The sequence below is a fragment of the Vibrio scophthalmi genome, from assembly GCF_040869025.1.
Classification (GTDB): Bacteria; Pseudomonadota; Gammaproteobacteria; order Enterobacterales; family Vibrionaceae; genus Vibrio; species Vibrio scophthalmi.
Genome location: NZ_CP134272.1, coordinates 1181949 through 1199604, shown reverse-complemented (window position 1 = coordinate 1199604; position 17656 = coordinate 1181949). Strand labels below are relative to the sequence as shown.

General features: G+C 43.8%; 11 protein-coding genes and 1 pseudogene. 6 read left to right on the top strand and 6 right to left on the bottom strand.

Features of this window, described 5'->3' with window-relative positions; translation table 11 throughout:
- Nucleotides 1-4 precede the first annotated feature (4 nt).
- A complete protein-coding gene (locus tag RJD38_RS20320) occupies nucleotides 5-1213 on the bottom strand; it encodes an IS4 family transposase (protein WP_032073033.1) in 1209 nt (402 codons plus the stop codon).
- Between the two features lie 105 nt (nucleotides 1214-1318).
- Here RJD38_RS20320 and RJD38_RS20315 point away from each other — a divergent pair.
- The 4 genes and pseudogenes from RJD38_RS20315 to RJD38_RS20300 all read left to right on the top strand — a co-directional run.
- Nucleotides 1319-2794: pseudogene (locus RJD38_RS20315) on the top strand (glycosyltransferase family 2 protein); the annotation flags it as partial.
- Nucleotides 2781-5069 carry a cellulose biosynthesis cyclic di-GMP-binding regulatory protein BcsB gene (bcsB, locus tag RJD38_RS20310; protein ID WP_065546339.1) on the top strand — a complete coding sequence of 763 codons (2289 nt, stop codon included), beginning with the start codon at nucleotides 2781-2783 and terminating at the stop codon, nucleotides 5067-5069. The pseudogene RJD38_RS20315 and the gene bcsB, both read left to right, overlap by 14 nt.
- Nucleotides 5066-6172, top strand: a complete 1107-nt coding sequence (gene bcsZ, locus RJD38_RS20305) for a cellulose synthase complex periplasmic endoglucanase BcsZ (protein ID WP_065546338.1) — start codon at nucleotides 5066-5068, stop codon at nucleotides 6170-6172. The genes bcsB and bcsZ overlap by 4 nt, the downstream gene beginning before the upstream one ends.
- The gene (locus RJD38_RS20300) at nucleotides 6163-9936 is read left to right on the top strand and encodes a cellulose synthase subunit BcsC-related outer membrane protein (RefSeq protein WP_367971479.1); all 3774 of its coding nucleotides are present in this window, start codon (nucleotides 6163-6165) and stop codon (nucleotides 9934-9936) included. The genes bcsZ and RJD38_RS20300 overlap by 10 nt, the downstream gene beginning before the upstream one ends.
- A 232-nt stretch (nucleotides 9937-10168) precedes the next feature.
- On the opposite strand, the gene RJD38_RS20295 is transcribed toward RJD38_RS20300, so the two are convergent.
- The gene (locus tag RJD38_RS20295) at nucleotides 10169-10588 is read right to left on the bottom strand and encodes a hypothetical protein (protein ID WP_156785362.1); all 420 of its coding nucleotides are present in this window, start codon (nucleotides 10586-10588) and stop codon (nucleotides 10169-10171) included.
- Entirely contained in the window at nucleotides 10548-11195 is a 648-nt protein-coding gene (locus RJD38_RS20290) for a winged helix-turn-helix domain-containing protein (RefSeq protein WP_065546335.1), read from the bottom strand. Before RJD38_RS20290 ends, RJD38_RS20295 begins: the two co-directional genes overlap by 41 nt.
- A gap of 574 nt (nucleotides 11196-11769) precedes the next feature.
- Between RJD38_RS20290 and RJD38_RS20285 the strand changes: the two genes are divergently transcribed.
- Nucleotides 11770-12978 (top strand): IS4 family transposase, encoded by a 1209-nt coding sequence (locus RJD38_RS20285; protein ID WP_032073033.1) that lies wholly within the window; start codon nucleotides 11770-11772, stop codon nucleotides 12976-12978.
- 260 nt (nucleotides 12979-13238) lie between these two features.
- On the opposite strand, the gene RJD38_RS20280 is transcribed toward RJD38_RS20285, so the two are convergent.
- From RJD38_RS20280 to RJD38_RS20270, 3 genes are all read right to left on the bottom strand, one after another.
- The gene (locus RJD38_RS20280) at nucleotides 13239-13778 is read right to left on the bottom strand and encodes a winged helix-turn-helix domain-containing protein (protein ID WP_406853266.1); all 540 of its coding nucleotides are present in this window, start codon (nucleotides 13776-13778) and stop codon (nucleotides 13239-13241) included.
- Between the two features lie 560 nt (nucleotides 13779-14338).
- Complete coding sequence (locus RJD38_RS20275; RefSeq protein WP_065546333.1) at nucleotides 14339-14851, bottom strand: macro domain-containing protein; 513 nt, start codon at nucleotides 14849-14851, stop codon at nucleotides 14339-14341.
- 205 nt (nucleotides 14852-15056) lie between these two features.
- Complete coding sequence (locus RJD38_RS20270) at nucleotides 15057-16826, bottom strand: methyl-accepting chemotaxis protein (protein ID WP_065546332.1); 1770 nt, start codon at nucleotides 16824-16826, stop codon at nucleotides 15057-15059.
- Between the two features lie 128 nt (nucleotides 16827-16954).
- Between RJD38_RS20270 and RJD38_RS20265 the strand changes: the two genes are divergently transcribed.
- Nucleotides 16955-17563: a beta-phosphoglucomutase family hydrolase gene (locus RJD38_RS20265; protein WP_065546331.1), complete on the top strand. Its 609-nt coding sequence runs from the start codon at nucleotides 16955-16957 to the stop codon at nucleotides 17561-17563.
- The last annotated feature ends 93 nt before the right edge of the window (nucleotides 17564-17656 follow it).

The following is a 17656-nucleotide window of genomic DNA, read 5'->3' as shown; positions in this document are numbered from 1 at the left end:
CCCCTCATAATTTCCCCAAAGCACAACCATGTTTGAATAGATTTTGAGCAAGCAGGGTTGCAGCCGCGAGCAAGTCTTCCCTCGTTATTGTGTAGCCAGAATGCCGCAAAACTTCCATCCCTAAGCGCACTGTTGAGAGTACATTTCGATTTTTGACAGTGTTAGCTTGGAAGTGCTTATCCCAACCTTGTTTCTGACCATGAACTCCAGCAAGCCAAAATGTCAGTTGAAGCATTAGGGCGATTAGCAGCATGATATCAAAGCGCTCTGAGCTGCTAGTTCGGCTATGACGGAGGCCTAAACCGTAGGCTGGGCTTTTCAAGTCTCGGAAGGTTTCTTCAATTTGCATACGCTTCGAGTAGAGCCTAACAAGTTGCTTTGGTGTTCGGATTTCAACGGGCAAGTTAGTCGCTAAAACCCATGGTTCTTTTGTCGAAGCGGAGTAGATTTTAGGTGACGGATGATGACAATTAGTCCGTGTCGAACGCTGATTTTTTCGGCCTTTAGGACGTGATTTATACAGTGCAATTTGACATGAAATTGGGTTGCTCTTAGTCAACCTCTTATAGCCTAAAGTCTTTGAGCGACTTGAGGATATGCTATGTAAGTTGCTGATAGGTTGCCAGTTTTCCGCACCTAAATCTGCATATTGCACTTTCCCTCTGACTCGACTTAACCAGTACCAACCTAGCTTTTCAACGGATTTATACCATGGCACTTTAAAGCCAGCATCACTGACAATGAGCGGTGTAGTGTTACTCGGTAGAATGCTTGCAAGGTCGGCTAGAAATTGGTCATGAGCCTTCTTTGAACATTGCTCTGAAAGCGGAAAGGCTTTCTCATAAAGAGTAATAGAACGACCATGTAGTGCCACCGAAGCCCGCAATACCATAAGCCGTTTTTGCTCACGAATATCAGACCAGTCAACAAGAACAATGGGCATCGAATTACCTGAACAGATAAAGCTGGCATGCCAACGGTATACAGCGAGTCGCTCTTTGTGCAAGTGACGATTACCTAACAATCTGTCGATTCGTTTGATGTTATGTTTTGTTCTGGCTTTCGTTGGCAGGTTACGACCAAGTTCGGTAAGAGTGAGCGTTTTACATTCAAGTAATGCGTGGCAAGCCAGCGTTAAACTGTTGAGTCGTTTTAAGTGCAATTCAGGGCAGAATTGGTAAAGAGAGTCGTGTAAAATATCGAGTTCGCACATCTTGTTGTCTGGTTATTGATTTTTCTCAGAACCATTTGATCACATGACAAGATGTGCATCTACCTTAAATTTATGATTTTTATCAAAATCATTAGGGGATTCCTCAGCCCCAAGCTGGCTTTGGTGCAGACGCCTCACCATTTCTTTTCACCGGATCCGTTCGAAAGAAACTTGTCCAATTTTCGCAATGTACCGAGCGAAGGCAGCCTCTTTTATGGCTTAATTCAGGATGGTAACGACTTATGGGACGCAACATTTTTCTGTGGATCTTGCGCTATTTTGCGTCGCAAGCCTTTAGAAGAAGTGGGTGGAATTGCAGTCGAAACCGTTACTGAAGATGCACATACCTCTTTGCGTATGCATCGCCTAGGTTACCACTCCGCTTACTTGAAGCAGCCTATTTCAGCCGGCTTAGCGACAGAAACGTTGTCTGCTCATGTGGGGCAACGGATTCGCTGGGCACGCGGTATGGCGCAGATATTTCGAGTGGATAATCCGTTAACCGGTAAAGGTCTTAAATGGTCGCAACGGCTCTGCTATGCCAATGCGATGTTGCATTTTTTATCTGGTATACCGCGGATTGTTTTTTTGGTGGCTCCGTTGGCATTTTTACTGCTTCATTCGTACGTGATTTATGCACCAGCGCTCGCCATTATCTTGTATGTGCTGCCACATATGATTCACGCCAGCATGACCAACTCGAGAATGCAGGGAGACTACCGTTATTCCTTTTGGGGTGAGGTGTATGAAACCGTCCTCGCTTGGTATATCGCCCGACCAACCACCGTCGCGTTATTTGCTCCGCACAAGGGGGAGTTTAATGTAACGGCTAAGGGGGGCTTAATCGAAAAATCGCACTATGACTGGGTGATATCACGACCATATTTGATTTTGGTCGCTTTCAATATTCTCGGGTTTGCTGTTGGCTTTTATCGCTTAGGGTGGGGACCTCAAGATGAGATTGGCACGGTCATCGTGAACTTAGTTTGGACGATGTATAACTTGTTGATTTTGGGTGCGGCGGTCGCAGTCGCGGTTGAGGCAAAACAAGTGCGAAAAGATCACCGTGTTGAAGTGTCCATTCCAATGACAGTCAGGCTTAACTCCGGGCATCTAATTCAAGCCGTGATGAAAGATTTTTCACTAGGCGGTGTGCGGATCGAAATTGAAGGTATCGATGACGACGCGTGTCAGTACCTAAAAGGCCAAGTTTTACAAGTTGTACTGAATCGAGGGGGGCAAGATTTCGTCTTTCCTATGACAGTCGCCTATGCTCATAAAGGCATTTTTGGCTTGCAACTTAATGCGTTATCTCATCAACAACAAATCCAATACGTTCAATGTACTTTTGCTCGTGCAGATACATGGGCGAAATGGCAACAAGGCTATCAATCTGATAAGCCTCTATCTAGTATGCACGCCGTTCTTCATGTCGGTTTTAATGGATACAAACGCTTGCTAAAACATAGTCCTAAGTTGATTAGAGTCTGTGTGACCGCACTGATAATTTGTATTAAATTTATTTGGTCTTTTAGACCTCGCTATGTCCCAACCAGGACCTTAAGTCATGCTCAAAAATAAAAAACTAACAGCTTTGACGGCGGCCATAACTCTAATGAGTATGTCGGGTAGTCTCGCAGCACAAGAAGTAAGTCAGTCAGTCAATGTCTCTCAGGCATCCTCTCATGAGCTTGAGAATTCGTCGGTATTTAAGCGAGTGGTGCCTTTTAGCCAACTCGGCTATAACAGCTCGATCGCGATTCAAGGCAGTGAAACCAGTGCTTACATTGGATTTGGTTCTCGTTTGGATGAGGTCGTTTCGCAAGCAACGCTCTATTTTGATATTACACCGTCTCCAGCACTGCTTTCATTGGTCTCTCATATCAAAGTCTATTTGAATAATGAACTCATGGGTGTCACACCGATTGTTGATGGCCAGCAAGGCAAGAAACTGAGTTTATCTATGCCTTTGGATACTCGATTTTTTAGTAACTACAATCAGATCCGCTTTGAGTTGATTGGCAATACGCAAAAAGATTGTGCCAATCCTAATGATGCAAGTATTTGGGCTGAAATTAGTCAGACTAGCCGGATTGAAATGTTGGTGCAAAAGACACGACTGGAGAGCGATTTAAGCTTATTGCCGGCACCGTTTTTTGATGTTCGTGACTTTAGCCAATTGAATTTGCCTCTCGTGATGGGAGATCAATACGATCTGGAAGAGATAAAAGCAGCTGGTGTCGCGAGCTCATACTTTGGTTCACTTGCGGGCTGGCGTGGCGCGCAGTTCCCTTTGAGTTTTGACTCTCTACCTGAGCGCAATGCGATCGTCTTTGTGACTAATGACAATAAGCCTGACTTTTTGCGAGATTTTCCAGATACTGATGGCCCACGCTTACAAGTGATCACTCATCCAACCGATCCGTTCGTTAAATTACTTTTGGTCATTGGCCGTGATAGTGCGGATTTAAATACCGCAGTCCGAGGTTTAGCGCTCGGTAATCAGATTTTGACAGGACCGATCGCCAAGATTAATTCTGTTGAGCAAATTAAGCCGCGAACTGCATACGATGCGCCTAATTGGGTGACAACAGAGAGGCCGGTTGCTCTTTCGGAATTAGTTGAACAAAAAGCAATGCTTCAGGTTGAAGGCCGAACACCACCACCAATTAGTGTCAGTTTGCGTTTACCGCCAGATCTGTTTACATGGCAAAGTCGTGGTATTCCGATGGATCTCAACTATCGTTATTCCCCCCCAACAGAAGATCATTCGGGTTCTCGTTTAACGTTAAGTATCAATGACCAGTTTATCGAAGCATTTAATCTTACTACAGATGGTCAAGGTGGGGATTCAAACCGAATTCGCGTTCCACTCCTTGATGATACGCTATTAGGCGGCGAAGATCGGGTCCGAATTCCGGCGTTTAAAGTGGGAAGTAAAAACCTAATTGAGTTCGAATTTGGTTTTGCTTCTGTCACGGATGGGCAGTGCCAAGTCACTCAACCAAGCAAACAATATGCGGTGGTCGATGGTGATTCAACCATCGATTTTAGTGGTTTCCCTCATTATATCGAAATGCCGAATATGCGCGCATTTGCGACCTCGGGGTTCCCATATACGCGGATGGCTGATTTATCTGAAACGGCTGTCGTGATCCCAGAAAATGCGCCAGTCGAGGTGCTACAAACCTTTTTGAACGTCATGGGCTCACTTGGCGGGGATTCAGGCTACCCGGGTTTTCAAGTATTACTAACTGATCAATGGAATGCAGAAACACTCACAGATAAAGACATCCTTAGTATTGGTTTAGATAGCTCGCTATTACAGGCTGCAAGTGATCCTGACCAAGTCGACCTGGTGATAAAGGCTGGCGAGCGCCAAATTCGCTTGCCGAGTAAAAACGAACAACAGCTCGGTTTGAATTGGATGAACCCAACAACGAGCGGTCAACAACCGGCTGACTTTGTTTCAGTTGAAGCAAATGGTCCTTTTGCGGCGCTTTATGGTCAGGAAAGCCCGTTTACAAGTAATCGCAGTCTTATTGCCATTATGGCCGCTCAACCGAGTGATTTTTCGGTCGTCGATCGAGCACTGGTTGATTCAGGCAAGCTTGACTATATGTTCGGCTCAGTGGTGACGTTGCGAAATGATGAAGTGGCAAGCTACAACGTTGGCGACCATTATTACGTTGGTCAGTTACCGGTTTGGAAGTTGGTTTGGTACCACTTTTCTAATCATCCAATCGTTGTTGCATGTTTTGCCGCGCTACTGGTTGTGATTGTGACTATCGTGCTTTGGCGTGTATTGCGAAAGGTTGCGACTAAGCGATTGGAGAAAAATGAGGAGCAAGAATGAAACAGCTGATGGTTTTCATAAGCCTTTTTCTCTCTTCATCAGTGCTGGCAAATAACTGTGATTGGCCACAATGGCAAACCTTTAAGTCAGTTTATATAGAGCAAGGTCGTGTGGTTGATGGCAGTGATTCGCGTTCAATTACGACTTCGGAAGGGCAATCTTACGCGCTGTTTTTTGCGCTGGTGGCCAATGATAAACAGGCTTTCTCTCATGTTCTTTCTTGGACTCAACAGCACCTAGCTGGGGGTGACTTAACCGCTCAATTGCCGGCTTGGTTATGGGGGAAGCGATCCAATGGTCAATGGGGAGTGTTAGATAATAATCCCGCCTCTGATTCGGATTTATGGATTGCCTATTCGCTGATTGAAGCAGGGCGTCTTTGGGATAATTACTATTATCAATCCTTAGGTTATCTACTGGCTAGTCGCATTTTACGTGAAGAAACAGTCACTCAAACGAATGGGGAGGTTCTACTATTACCTGCTCCTCATGGTTTTGAAACACAAGCGGGTTATAGAGTGAACCCGAGCTATGTGCCGCTGCAATTAGTTGATCGCATGCATGCGCTATTTCCTCAGCAATCATGGGATAGCTTGTATCAAAGTAGCGTAAATATGATTGTTAACACTATGCCTGCGGGTTTCAGTCCTGACTGGGCCTTAGAGAGCAATGGTGAGTACAAAGTGGACCCCGAAACGGGGCCAATTGGCAGCTATAACGCAATCCGTACTTATCTGTGGGCGGGAATGCTTGATGATGGCGCGCCGCATAAAAGTGAGTTGGTCAGCGCGATGCAGCCTTTTATTAAAGCAACGCGTGTACTTGGCGGCCCACCTCGAGAAGTGGATACACAAAGTGGCAAGTATAGCAATGTGGGGAGTGCTGGCTTTTCTGCAGCAGCTCTGCCGCTGATTGACGCCACAAATAATCTTGATTTGCTCAAGCAGCAAGCGACACGAGCGAGTAGTGCCTTGGTTCGCGATAGCAATGATCATTATTACGATAATGTGTTGGCTTTGTTTGGTCTAGGTTGGTATGAAGGCCGTTATCGTTTTGGTTTGAATGGTGAATTGTCCCCAGCTTGGGGTGAATCATGCGAGTAAAAGGACGAGTTTCATGGTTGGTTTCATTATGCTGTATAGCAGGGGGAGTGAGTACCGCTCACGCCGCTGGCTTTAGCACCAAGCCTTTGAGTAAAGAGCAACTTACGGGCGTTTATCAACCTATAGAGCTTGTACAGTTTTCAACGTCGGCAACTAGAGTTAATTCAGTGGATTGGTTGGTTCAGCAGTTGAAGCTGGCGGATGCTATTGGCCGAGATGACATTGTTGAAAGTACGCTAGAAAGGCTATTTGCGATAGAAGATGCAAATCCTACAGGCTTATTTTATCAGGCCAATATGTATTTGAAACGTCAAAAATTGGCTGAGGCGAAGCAGACGTATCAACGATTAAAAAACGTGGCGCCCGACTCAGTACAAGCGCGCGATCTTGCTCAGATCATCGCTATTCGCACAGATAAACGCTCAGAGTATCAGCGTGCGAAGTTATTGGCGAAATCAGGGCGCTACCAGCAGGCAATTGAGGCTTACAAGGCACTGTTTCCTGATGGCATGCCTTCAGCTACTTTACAGCTAGAATTCTTACAGCTACAAGGTAATCTGTCCCCAAATTGGCAAGAGGTTAAGCAAGGATTAGAGCGGTTAAACGCGGATTATCCCGGCGTACCCCAATTTCAGTTAGCGTTGGCGAATCATATTCGTAAACAAGACCCTGCTGATCGGTGGATTCTTGACACCTATAATAAGCTCGCTTTGGTACCATCGGTAGGAAAAAGTGCCGCAACCTCTTGGTTGAGGGCTTTAGAACAGCTACCAATTTCAGCCCAAGTTGTACAACAGTACGCCATTTTAGCCAGTTATTATCCAGCAGATTTGGAGATTCAGCGTGCTAATCAAGGTGCGATCAGTCGTTGGAACACAGAACAACAGTTACGCAAAGACCCGACTTATTTGGCAAAGTTGAAAGGTCTACGATTGCTTGATGAGGGCAAGACTGAACAAGCGGCCGTTCAATTACGTTACGCCTTAACTACTCGCCCTAATGATCCGGAAATATTGGGTGGAATGGGTAAGGTTTATTTACGCCAAGGTAAGCAGCAAAAAGCGCTAGCGTATTTTGAGCGTGCACAACAGTTAGATCATGATCCAGACAGCGCCAGCAAATGGGCAACGCTGGTAGAAACCTCCCGTTATTGGAGTTATCTAGATCAAGGTGACGCTTTGATGGCGCAAGGGAAATGGGCTCAAGCAGAGAAGTTCTATCGCCAAGCGATTCAATTGGATCGTTCTCAACCGTATGCTTTCACCGATTTAGGCGCATCGCTAGCAAGCCAAGCAAAGTATGACGCCGCGGATAAAGCTTACCGCCAAGCGCTAAAATTAGATTCAACCAATGGCTCGGCATTGCGCGGACGTTTGGATATTTATGTTACCCAGCAAGATTGGTCAGGGGCTCAATCAGTCGCTAATCGCTATTCGCCTAAGCAGAGATTGCAGGTGGCGGAGAAAATTAAGGTGATTGAATCTGAAATCATCTTAGCGAACCTGCGTCAGGCGATTGAGAACAGTGACAGCTTAGCAATGGAAAAGGAGACGGAACGACTGATTGCGTTGAATCCGACCTCACCCTGGCTAAGACGCGATATTGCAGATGTGGTCGTACGCCTAGGTGATAAGCGTCGTGCTGATGATTTGATGCAAGGTTGGAGTCGTTCAAGTCAAGATCCTGAAATGAAGTTCGCTTACGCGCTTTATCTTGCGCAAGAAGAGGAGCTTAGTGCGGCAATCATGCAACTAGAAAGTGTGGCTCCCAGCAAGCGTACGGAGGCGATGCAGCGCAACTTAACACGCTTGAAGTTGGATGATGAGCTGAGAGACGTGCAGCAACGTTATGTACTTCAACCGGAACCTGTTATTGAACTGCTCGAGAGCTTGTCTGGCAAATATGCCGATCAGGTACAGCCTTTGTCACGTATTGTCGCCGCTTGGGTTGCTATTGACCACATTGAGCAGGCAAACATTATTTATCGCAGTATATCCCCTTTGCAAAATTGGACATTTGATGAACAGCTGGCTTATGGGGAGATAATGTTGAGCATGCAGCGTTTCGTCGACTTTGACCGCTGGTACAGCCAGCAATTATCGACTCAGGAGTATGCATCGCGCAACGTTTCTCAAGTGCTGCAATTTGAAGAGTTAAACGCGCGACGAGACTTAGCTGAAGGGGATGCCTTACTGGCAAAGCAGCAACCAAAGAAAGCGCTTGCGTTTTTCCGTCGAGTTCCATCAAACCGTGAGCCATTTTCAACTCAAGCACAAATAGGCATGTTGCAAGCGAGTGCCTTAGTTGGTGATCAAGTCACTTACGATGAGTCATATCAGAGTTTACTCAAAAAGAAATCGAGTTTGACCGCTCAGCAATTAATCACCGTTGCAGAGGTATTCAACCAGCAAGGTGATCGAGAAGCGGCTAATGAACTCAATCTCGCATTAGATAATGCGTTAGATGTGGACGCTCTTGCGTATCGAAATAGCATGGCGTTAGCGATGGAAAACCAAGAGTGGGGACTCGCCGATCGCCGAGCATATCAAGCGTTAAATAGCGATCGACTTGAAAACAGTGATCAGCTAAGCGAGCCAGAACAAGTCCCTCTAGGTTTGAGAGAACTCTATGATGGTGCAAACGATTATTGGCTTACTCGTAATGTGAAAACGGATATTGATGCGTTGCGGGATCGCAGTGATGGGCATGTGATGATTGGTTGGGATTACAGTGCTCGTGACGGCAATAATACGACCAACCAAATTCCGATTGAGGCGCGCATTCCTGTGGAAAGCAGGGATGGGCATCTCTTGTTGCGAGCGGATTATGTCTCAGTAGATTCGGGTAAGTTAGAGTATTTTGAAAAAGACTCTAAAGATAATCCAAGTGACAATGTCTTAGAGGGCAGTGCGTCAGGTGTTGCTTTAGGTATTGGTTGGCAAGCGCAAGATTGGCAGATCGATGTCGGTACCACCCCTGCTGGTTTTGACCATTCTACTTGGGTTGGCGGCGTTCGTATTGATGGTGATTTAGCGGAGTTTGGCTGGTCTATCGATGCTTCTCGCCGGCCTGAAACCAGTAGTACACTTTCTTACGCTGGGTTGAGCGTTCCGAGTCAAACAAATGAACTCGCTGGTGAAGGCACTAAGTGGGGTGGGGTTGTCAGCACTGGGGTGAAGCTTAACTCAAGCTGGGATGTGGGGGACCCATATGGTTTTTGGGGCAGCTTGCAATATCACTCTTTAACTGGTGAAAACGTCGAGGATAATAGGCGTTTAGGCCTCTTAGGTGGGGGCTATTACAAACTGATCGCGACAGAAAATCAGCGTTTGAGTATTGGTTCCAACCTGATGTATTTGAGTTATGAAAAGAACCTTGGGGAATACACGCTTTATCACGGCGGCTACTATAGCCCGCAAAGCTATATTTCGTTGTCGCTACCGATTAATTACTATGGGCGTTATGACAATACGTGGTCATATCTATTAAGTGGATCCGTGTCTAACTCTTGGACTGAGCAAGATGCGCCATACTTAGTGAAAAATGGTCAATCTGAGCGAGGAGGCGGGTTTGGGGCTTCATTACAAGCGGCGGTAGAAAAACGGGTAAGTAAACGTTGGTATCTCGGTGCGTTGGTCGATTTACAACGTTCAGAGTTTTATACCCCTAACCATTTTATGCTTTACGCAAAGTTCACCTTTAATGATCGTTGGCAGCCGATAGAGTATCCGCCTCAAGCGCCGATTCTATATAGTGACTTTTAGCGTGTTCACAACAACATAAAAATGCTTGATTTTAGGCCAAAAAAGTCCCGCACGTTATGTGAGGGACTTGGTTATTGAATGCAATCAAGCACCACCTATCCGTGGCTCTCTGCCCCTTTGGTTTGATGATGTAGTGATAATGGGGGCATGCAAAGCATATAGAACCATTAATCATGTTAGGCGTGTTTTTAACTGAAATCGAATTAGAAAACAAAGCCAGCTTAGAAATCCGCTATAAATTGTACAAACACATTATCGACGAATTGTTAATGATTCGCCTTTTCGGGCTGCGAAAAACGATTGCGCATTCATCATCAATCGCAAAATACTGATGGTAGCCAGTTTTTATGGGCATTGCTTCATTGTTAAGAATGACTTGACTATGTTCAAGTAGCGTAAAGTCGTAGTTATAGTCATAACTATCGCCATATTGATCAACTGAATTTGGCTCAAAGCTCGTGCTACGAATCGTGAGGTTATGATGAAATTGCTCAGTTCGGGTAAGTTTGGTTTGTGCATCAGAAATCACATTACCAACCCAGTAGCTTTTTTGCTGCCCGGTAATCAAAAAAATAGCAGCATTCAACATCAACGCAGCAACAATGAACATTCTAAATTTGTCGGCAGTCCATCGTTTGACTGTTTTTTTCATATTTACATTCCCCGTCGTCAAGGATAATTGTCGTAGCACCATTCTTTGGATCAATTTTTAATAATGGATACGGTTCTGCAAAGCGCGAATCTATGAATTGTTGCTTTGATGCGTATGCATTATAAAAATTGAAAATGTTATAAGAGGTCAGAGCTAGCATGACAATAACAACGAGCACTCTAACTTTAGACTTACAATCAGCATGAGGTGGTTTAGCCAACTCAAGGTTCTGTTGTACTGCAGTTTTTTCTTCTGCTTCGCTTGCGTTTGGTTTATGGGCTTGAGCCTCAATAATGTATCCAACATTGGGGATGTTTCTTAGAATGGTCTTTTCGGTATCCCCAAGAGTTTTCCTTGTACGATTGATTAACTGAGGTAAGCTTTCCGGAGAAATAAACTCATTGCTCCAAACCTGTTTTACGATCTCAGTACGTGTCAGAGGTTGTGGGTATGCATCAGCAAGGCAAGACAGTAGTGCTTTTTGCTTATTTGTGAGCCTAACCGTTTCTTTTAGTTCGGTTTCGCCATTCAAAGAGAGCGGTTGCAAATCGTGAGTCGTCCTGTCCCAAATATAATTCCCTAATACTAAAGAGTTATCATTGTACATAACCATCTTGTTTTATATGTAATGTTGCTTGGGGGCGCGATTATACGCTGATGCTTAATTCTTGCAAGCGAGGTGATATTGAGAGGAGTGAAAACTAAGATTGGTCAACGGAATAAGGTGTTTTATTAATGGAATGTATTTTCTTATCTGCGAATGAGATGTAAAAAATAATGGTTGAGAATTTGTGGTAAAATATTCGCATTTGTGTTTATTTATTTAATGTGAGGTGGGATAGTTGTTATGGCTTATTTACCTCGCTGGTTCGTGGGCTAAATAACTCTTACCCTTATCAGTATAATAAAGGTTAAGAGTTACATTGCCGCTTTGGATTAATATAAACAACGCAATGAAACGTTTTTTAGGGTTAGGTTTGATTGCCCACTAAAGAACAGCATGCAGAGTTCATCAAGGTAAAAAACTCGGTTATACCTTACAGGTAAGGTGCTTTCCTCTCCAATAGCGATGTACTGAGGAATCCCCTAATGATTTTGATAAAAATCATAAATTTAAGGTAGATGCACATCTTGTCATGTGATCAAATGGTTCTGAGAAAAATCAATAACCAGACAACAAGATGTGCGAACTCGATATTTTACACGACTCTCTTTACCAATTCTGCCCTGAATTGCACTTAAAACGACTCAACAGTTTAACGCTGGCTTGCCACGCATTACTTGAATGTAAAACGCTCACTCTTACCGAACTTGGTCGTAACCTGCCAACGAAAGCCAGAACAAAACATAACATCAAACGAATCGACAGATTGTTAGGTAATCGTCACTTGCACAAAGAGCGACTCGCTGTATACCGTTGGCATGCCAGCTTTATCTGTTCAGGTAATTCGATGCCCATTGTTCTTGTTGACTGGTCTGATATTCGTGAGCAAAAACGGCTTATGGTATTGCGGGCTTCGGTGGCACTACATGGTCGTTCTATTACTCTTTATGAGAAAGCCTTTCCGCTTTCAGAGCAATGTTCAAAGAAGGCTCATGACCAATTTCTAGCCGACCTTGCAAGCATTCTACCGAGTAACACTACACCGCTCATTGTCAGTGATGCTGGCTTTAAAGTGCCATGGTATAAATCCGTTGAAAAGCTAGGTTGGTACTGGTTAAGTCGAGTCAGAGGGAAAGTGCAATATGCAGATTTAGGTGCGGAAAACTGGCAACCTATCAGCAACTTACATAGCATATCCTCAAGTCGCTCAAAGACTTTAGGCTATAAGAGGTTGACTAAGAGCAACCCAATTTCATGTCAAATTGCACTGTATAAATCACGTCCTAAAGGCCGAAAAAATCAGCGTTCGACACGGACTAATTGTCATCATCCGTCACCTAAAATCTACTCCGCTTCGACAAAAGAACCATGGGTTTTAGCGACTAACTTGCCCGTTGAAATCCGAACACCAAAGCAACTTGTTAGGCTCTACTCGAAGCGTATGCAAATTGAAGAAACCTTCCGAGACTTGAAAAGCCCAGCCTACGGTTTAGGCCTCCGTCATAGCCGAACTAGCAGCTCAGAGCGCTTTGATATCATGCTGCTAATCGCCCTAATGCTTCAACTGACATTTTGGCTTGCTGGAGTTCATGGTCAGAAACAAGGTTGGGATAAGCACTTCCAAGCTAACACTGTCAAAAATCGAAATGTACTCTCAACAGTGCGCTTAGGGATGGAAGTTTTGCGGCATTCTGGCTACACAATAACGAGGGAAGACTTGCTCGCGGCTGCAACCCTGCTTGCTCAAAATCTATTCAAACATGGTTGTGCTTTGGGGAAATTATGAGGGGATCCCTCAGAGCGATGTATTCAGCGCCTTTCGATTTGTCATATTGATATTGGTAGAAAGATGAATTACCTAATGCCTCCTCATCAGTTAGTTTTGCAAACACCACCTGAGCTGTCATGATGTCTTTACTCAGATTGCTGTAAGTGCTCCAGCGATAATCAAGCGCTTCTATTGTGCCAAATAGACTAATTTGTGACTGATTTTGAATAACGAATGCTGTGACATTTACAATAAATAGACAGCACAAAATAAGCTGCTTATGAACACTTAAGCAGAAGTTTCGATTTTTCATAAGTACATTCATGTCCATCAATTTTAACTAAAATCTTATCCCCATCCAAAGGCGTTGTATGGGGATATGGCTTCGCTTGTAATACCCGTTTAAAATCAGAGTGGTAATAAATAGCTTCTGCTGCATGCCATACGTTTATAACAGAAAGAGCGAACGCAACTAAGAAAATGGTACGCCATAATATATTTTTAGAACCACTTTTCTGTTCATCTAAACCATTAATATTTTGGTCATATCTTGGTATTAGGGTTACTTCACATTGCGTATCCGGCACCGGTTCAAGTTCCAGAGTGAAAGAGAGTGAATACCCAACACCTGGCTCATTTACCAAAATACACTTTTCAATATCCTCTAATGTTTGCCGCGTTCGGTTGATAAGCTGAGGTAAGCTCTCTGTCGAGGTTGGCTTTGATTCCCATACATAATCAACGATTTTTTCTCGTTCGAGAACATTAGGATAAGCATCAAATAAACATTTTAGGAGTCGAAACTGTTTATAGGTCAATGTCACATCTTGCAGCGGTTGTTCGGATTCCTCTCGATGGATACGTTCGAGTCTTCGCGAATTTACGTGCCATGTAAAATTGCCTAAGGTGAGAGTGTCGGGCCTGTCATTCATAGTAGAGGTAGCAACTAAAGTAATAAATTGGATTCAAAGTTGGTGAAACATAAGCAAAATGAACGGTGTGGTTCGTAATTTCATTCGGTATAAAACCTTAGGCAACATGAACAGTATTGTTGATATTGATTAGGGTTGTTTACGCATGAATAAGTAAATTTGGGGTTCCCACCACACTGTTAAGTGTGTCGAAATTTTAGAGCTTATAACCCAATGATGGGTAGTTATATGTGCATAACATTGGGTCATGCTCTTTTGAGAGGAAAACTGACTTACTTGCCCTTATCTTTTTGATTTATAGTTGTTTAATTAAAATATAATTGCAATGTAATTGATTGTAAGTAGGTTGTTTGGGGCTACAAACAGCCGAGTTTTCGGGTGGTTAGCCACCAGTCTTTAGAGTGAATTATGATGCGAATGGTGAAATAATTTGTGTTTGCTAATGACTATTTTGCTTTGAACACTGCCTGCCAAATATCTAAAAGCTCTTCAGTGAATAAGTAAAACGTCATCTGTAATGCTTGGTAATCGGCACGTTGACAGACAGACAATGCAACTTCTGCTGCTTCTTGGGGTGGGTAGCTATAGACACCACATGATATCGCCGGTAAGGCGACGGTTTTACAGTTATTGGCCAAGGCGAGATCTAATGCTTGTTTGTAGGCTGAGGTTAATACCGCTTTGGGATCCGAAAATTTGCTATAAATCGGGCCGACGGCGTGGATAACAAAACGCGCTTTTAGGCTACCCGCGATCGTGATTCGAGCATCCCCATAAGGACATCGACTCCCTTTGCTCTGCGGTAAAGCGAAGCAAGCTCGTAGTAATTCAGGACCGGCCGATTGATGAATTGCGCCATCAACGCCGCCGCCACCAAGCATTTTTGTGTTGGCAGCATTCACAATAGCATCGACGTTGGCGGTGGTGATGTCACCATGGATAAGAGTAATAGAGTTCATAACGTGTTGGTTTAGTTTAATTGTTTCAGTTAGTTTAATGGAAGTAGGGGATAGATACATCACTTGATGAACAGATAAGCCAAACGGAATGGGAGCAAAGCCTAATCTGATTCTATGGCATTCATAAAGTCGGATTCATAAAAAAGAGTAGCCGGCTAAGCTACTCTAAATTACAACTCTGAACAGAGAAAACGATCAGGCTCATTTATGCACTCTGTGAGGTTTTAAACTCTGCTACGGCATGATCCATTTCACACGCTTGTTCAGCGACCTTATCAACTTCAACCAAACAGTGTTTGGCAGATTGAGTGTTGCCATCCGAGATCGTATTGAGCTCGCTAATCGAATCACTCACTTGCACCATGACCGCGCCTTGTTCTTCAATTGCCGAAGCGATACGTTCTGAATTGGCTTGAATATTATTCATATCCGACAGAATCTGTTGCAAACTCTGATCTAATTGCTCTGAGCCATTCAAGGTGTGTTGGCCTTGTTGGTTGCACTGGTCGATATCACTAATTACGGTACTCATCTGTGCTTGGATTGCGTTGACTACGTTAGTGATTTCAGTGGTCGACTGATGTGTGCGGCTTGCCAGCGCACGTACTTCGTCAGCCACCACGGCAAAGCCTCGGCCTTGCTCACCCGCTCGGGCCGCTTCAATCGCCGCGTTTAATGCCAGTAGGTTGGTTTGCTCGGCAATTTCTTGAATGATGTTTACCGCATCGCCAATTTTAGCGACATGATGGTTTAGTGAGCCGATTGAAGTTTGGCTATTGGCCAGACGCTCAGAGAGTTGGGTGATGTTAGAAACGGTATCGACCACAACCTCACGCCCTTTATCCGCATTTTCCGATGCTTGATGAACGCCTTCAACCGCAACTGAAGTACTTTCTGAAATTTCGCTAATTGTCGAGACCATCTCTTGAACTGAAATTGCCATGCTTGAGGTGTGATCCGCCTGTACTTGGAACTGTTGTATGACCGATTCCAGTTCATTGTGCATATTACTGGTGCTGGTATAGAGCTGGTGGGATTTGGTCTGTGAGCCAGAGATAAGTGTTTCTAGTTTTTCCAATAACTCATCGAAGTAACGGCTTAATATGACCAATTCGTCGTTGCCTTGCAGTTTTGCACGTAAGGAAACGTCATTGGTATCAACGATGTTACGAATCACGACAAGCAGTGAATTGATTTTGGATATGATGGTTCGTGCTATCTGGGCAATAAACACCAAAATAATCGTTGCGATAATGAGGCTAACAGAGTGTTTGAGTAAAGTTTGGCGCTCAATTGCTTGATTGGTTTCTTCCGTCAATGCTGATGAGAAATTATCAAACTGCTGTTCAATAGCGTGTGAGGCTGCTCGTGTTTGTCCTAATAGGCCTTGGTTATATTTAAGACCAATAACTTGTTTTTGTTTCGCTAGCGCAGTCGCGGATGCCAAGATATCGCTCGCTTGAGCGGGAAGAAGCTCAGGCTTGATGATGCCTTGTTGTACTTGATCGTCAAACGCAATCAAATTAACTAACTCTGCCACTGAAAGCTTGGATTTATAATCATATAAAGCGTGGTTATATTGACCTCGCAACCCTTGCTCTTCATTTAGACCTAAAGTTTCATATGCTTCAGTGAGCTGTGCAAAGGTGCTTTGGTAGGTTCGTATCCCATCTTTCAGTTCACGACTGCTGACAAGCCCGCGATCGGATAAAATGATGGAAAGCTGTGATTCTAAATCGAGAAATGTTTCAAGATTACCGTTAAACTTGTTGAGATACTTTAGGTCACTGCGTAGTAAAAAATCTTTTTCATTGCGTCGAAGGTTAAGCAGCTGGATCTCAAGATCTTTCGTCAGTTGATTCGCTTGAGTCAGTTGTCGGGTAGTGTCTGCAAAATGGACCGTTGTTAACAGTAATGTTGCAATTCCCAAAATAGCGATGGCGCCTAATAAATAGAGCTTAGTTTTAATTTTCATAAAGACTTCCGAAGATTACTGCGTTTATTTTCGTTGGGCTTATTATGCTGTTATCACTAATTTTAAACGCGAGTATATAAAAATAGTGATATTCCTAATTATCTGGTTAGAAGAAGAAAGTAAACATTATGTTGGAAAAGTACGAGCAATACCAAGGATTTATATTTGATATGGATGGCACGTTGCTTGATAGCATGCCAGAGCATCTAAATGCATGGGAAATAACTGCAAAGAAGTTTGGTTTTCCATTTTCACGAGATTGGCTAAATGGTTTAGGTGGAATGCCAAGCTACAAGATTGTCGCTGAAATCAATCGTGAATTTGATTTGCAATTGGATGCTCAAGAAATTGCTCGATTCAAGATGGCGACATTTGATGAAATAGCAACAGATATCGAGATAATTGATTGTACAAACAAAGTATTACAAGCTTATGCAGGTAAAAAACCGATCGCGATAGGGACGGGGAGCCAGCGTATATTAGCAGAGCGTCTACTTTGCCTTTCTGGGCTGTTTGATAAAGTGGATGTATTAGTATCGGCCAATGAGGTTGAAGCGCATAAACCTAATCCTGACACTTTTCTCAAGGCGGCAAAGCTATTGAACCTCAAACCAAGTGCTTGTGTGGTATTTGAAGACACTGAATTAGGTAAAAAAGCGGCCCATGCGGCTAAGATGGATTGCTATATGGTTGAGGGGAACAAATTAGTCTTTTATCCATATATTACGAACGATTAAAACCAAGCTGTGAAAACCAAGCATTGATAGGCATGTAAAATAAGGCCGCTAGTTTAGCGGCCTTATTTAATTGAATTATTTATCTAATTGAAT

What these genes read in the sequence shown, in the direction of transcription:
- RJD38_RS20320 (WP_032073033.1), bottom strand. Translation starts at nt 1,213, where the DNA reads ATGTGCGAACTCGATATTTTACACGACTCTCTTTACCAATTCTGCCCT.
- bcsB (WP_065546339.1), top strand. Translation starts at nt 2,781, where the DNA reads ATGCTCAAAAATAAAAAACTAACAGCTTTGACGGCGGCCATAACTCTA.
- bcsZ (WP_065546338.1), top strand. Translation starts at nt 5,066, where the DNA reads ATGAAACAGCTGATGGTTTTCATAAGCCTTTTTCTCTCTTCATCAGTG.
- RJD38_RS20300 (WP_367971479.1), top strand. Translation starts at nt 6,163, where the DNA reads ATGCGAGTAAAAGGACGAGTTTCATGGTTGGTTTCATTATGCTGTATA.
- RJD38_RS20295 (WP_156785362.1), bottom strand. Translation starts at nt 10,588, where the DNA reads ATGAAAAAAACAGTCAAACGATGGACTGCCGACAAATTTAGAATGTTC.
- RJD38_RS20290 (WP_065546335.1), bottom strand. Translation starts at nt 11,195, where the DNA reads ATGTACAATGATAACTCTTTAGTATTAGGGAATTATATTTGGGACAGG.
- RJD38_RS20285 (WP_032073033.1), top strand. Translation starts at nt 11,770, where the DNA reads ATGTGCGAACTCGATATTTTACACGACTCTCTTTACCAATTCTGCCCT.
- RJD38_RS20275 (WP_065546333.1), bottom strand. Translation starts at nt 14,851, where the DNA reads ATGAACTCTATTACTCTTATCCATGGTGACATCACCACCGCCAACGTC.
- RJD38_RS20270 (WP_065546332.1), bottom strand. Translation starts at nt 16,826, where the DNA reads ATGAAAATTAAAACTAAGCTCTATTTATTAGGCGCCATCGCTATTTTG.
- RJD38_RS20265 (WP_065546331.1), top strand. Translation starts at nt 16,955, where the DNA reads ATGTTGGAAAAGTACGAGCAATACCAAGGATTTATATTTGATATGGAT.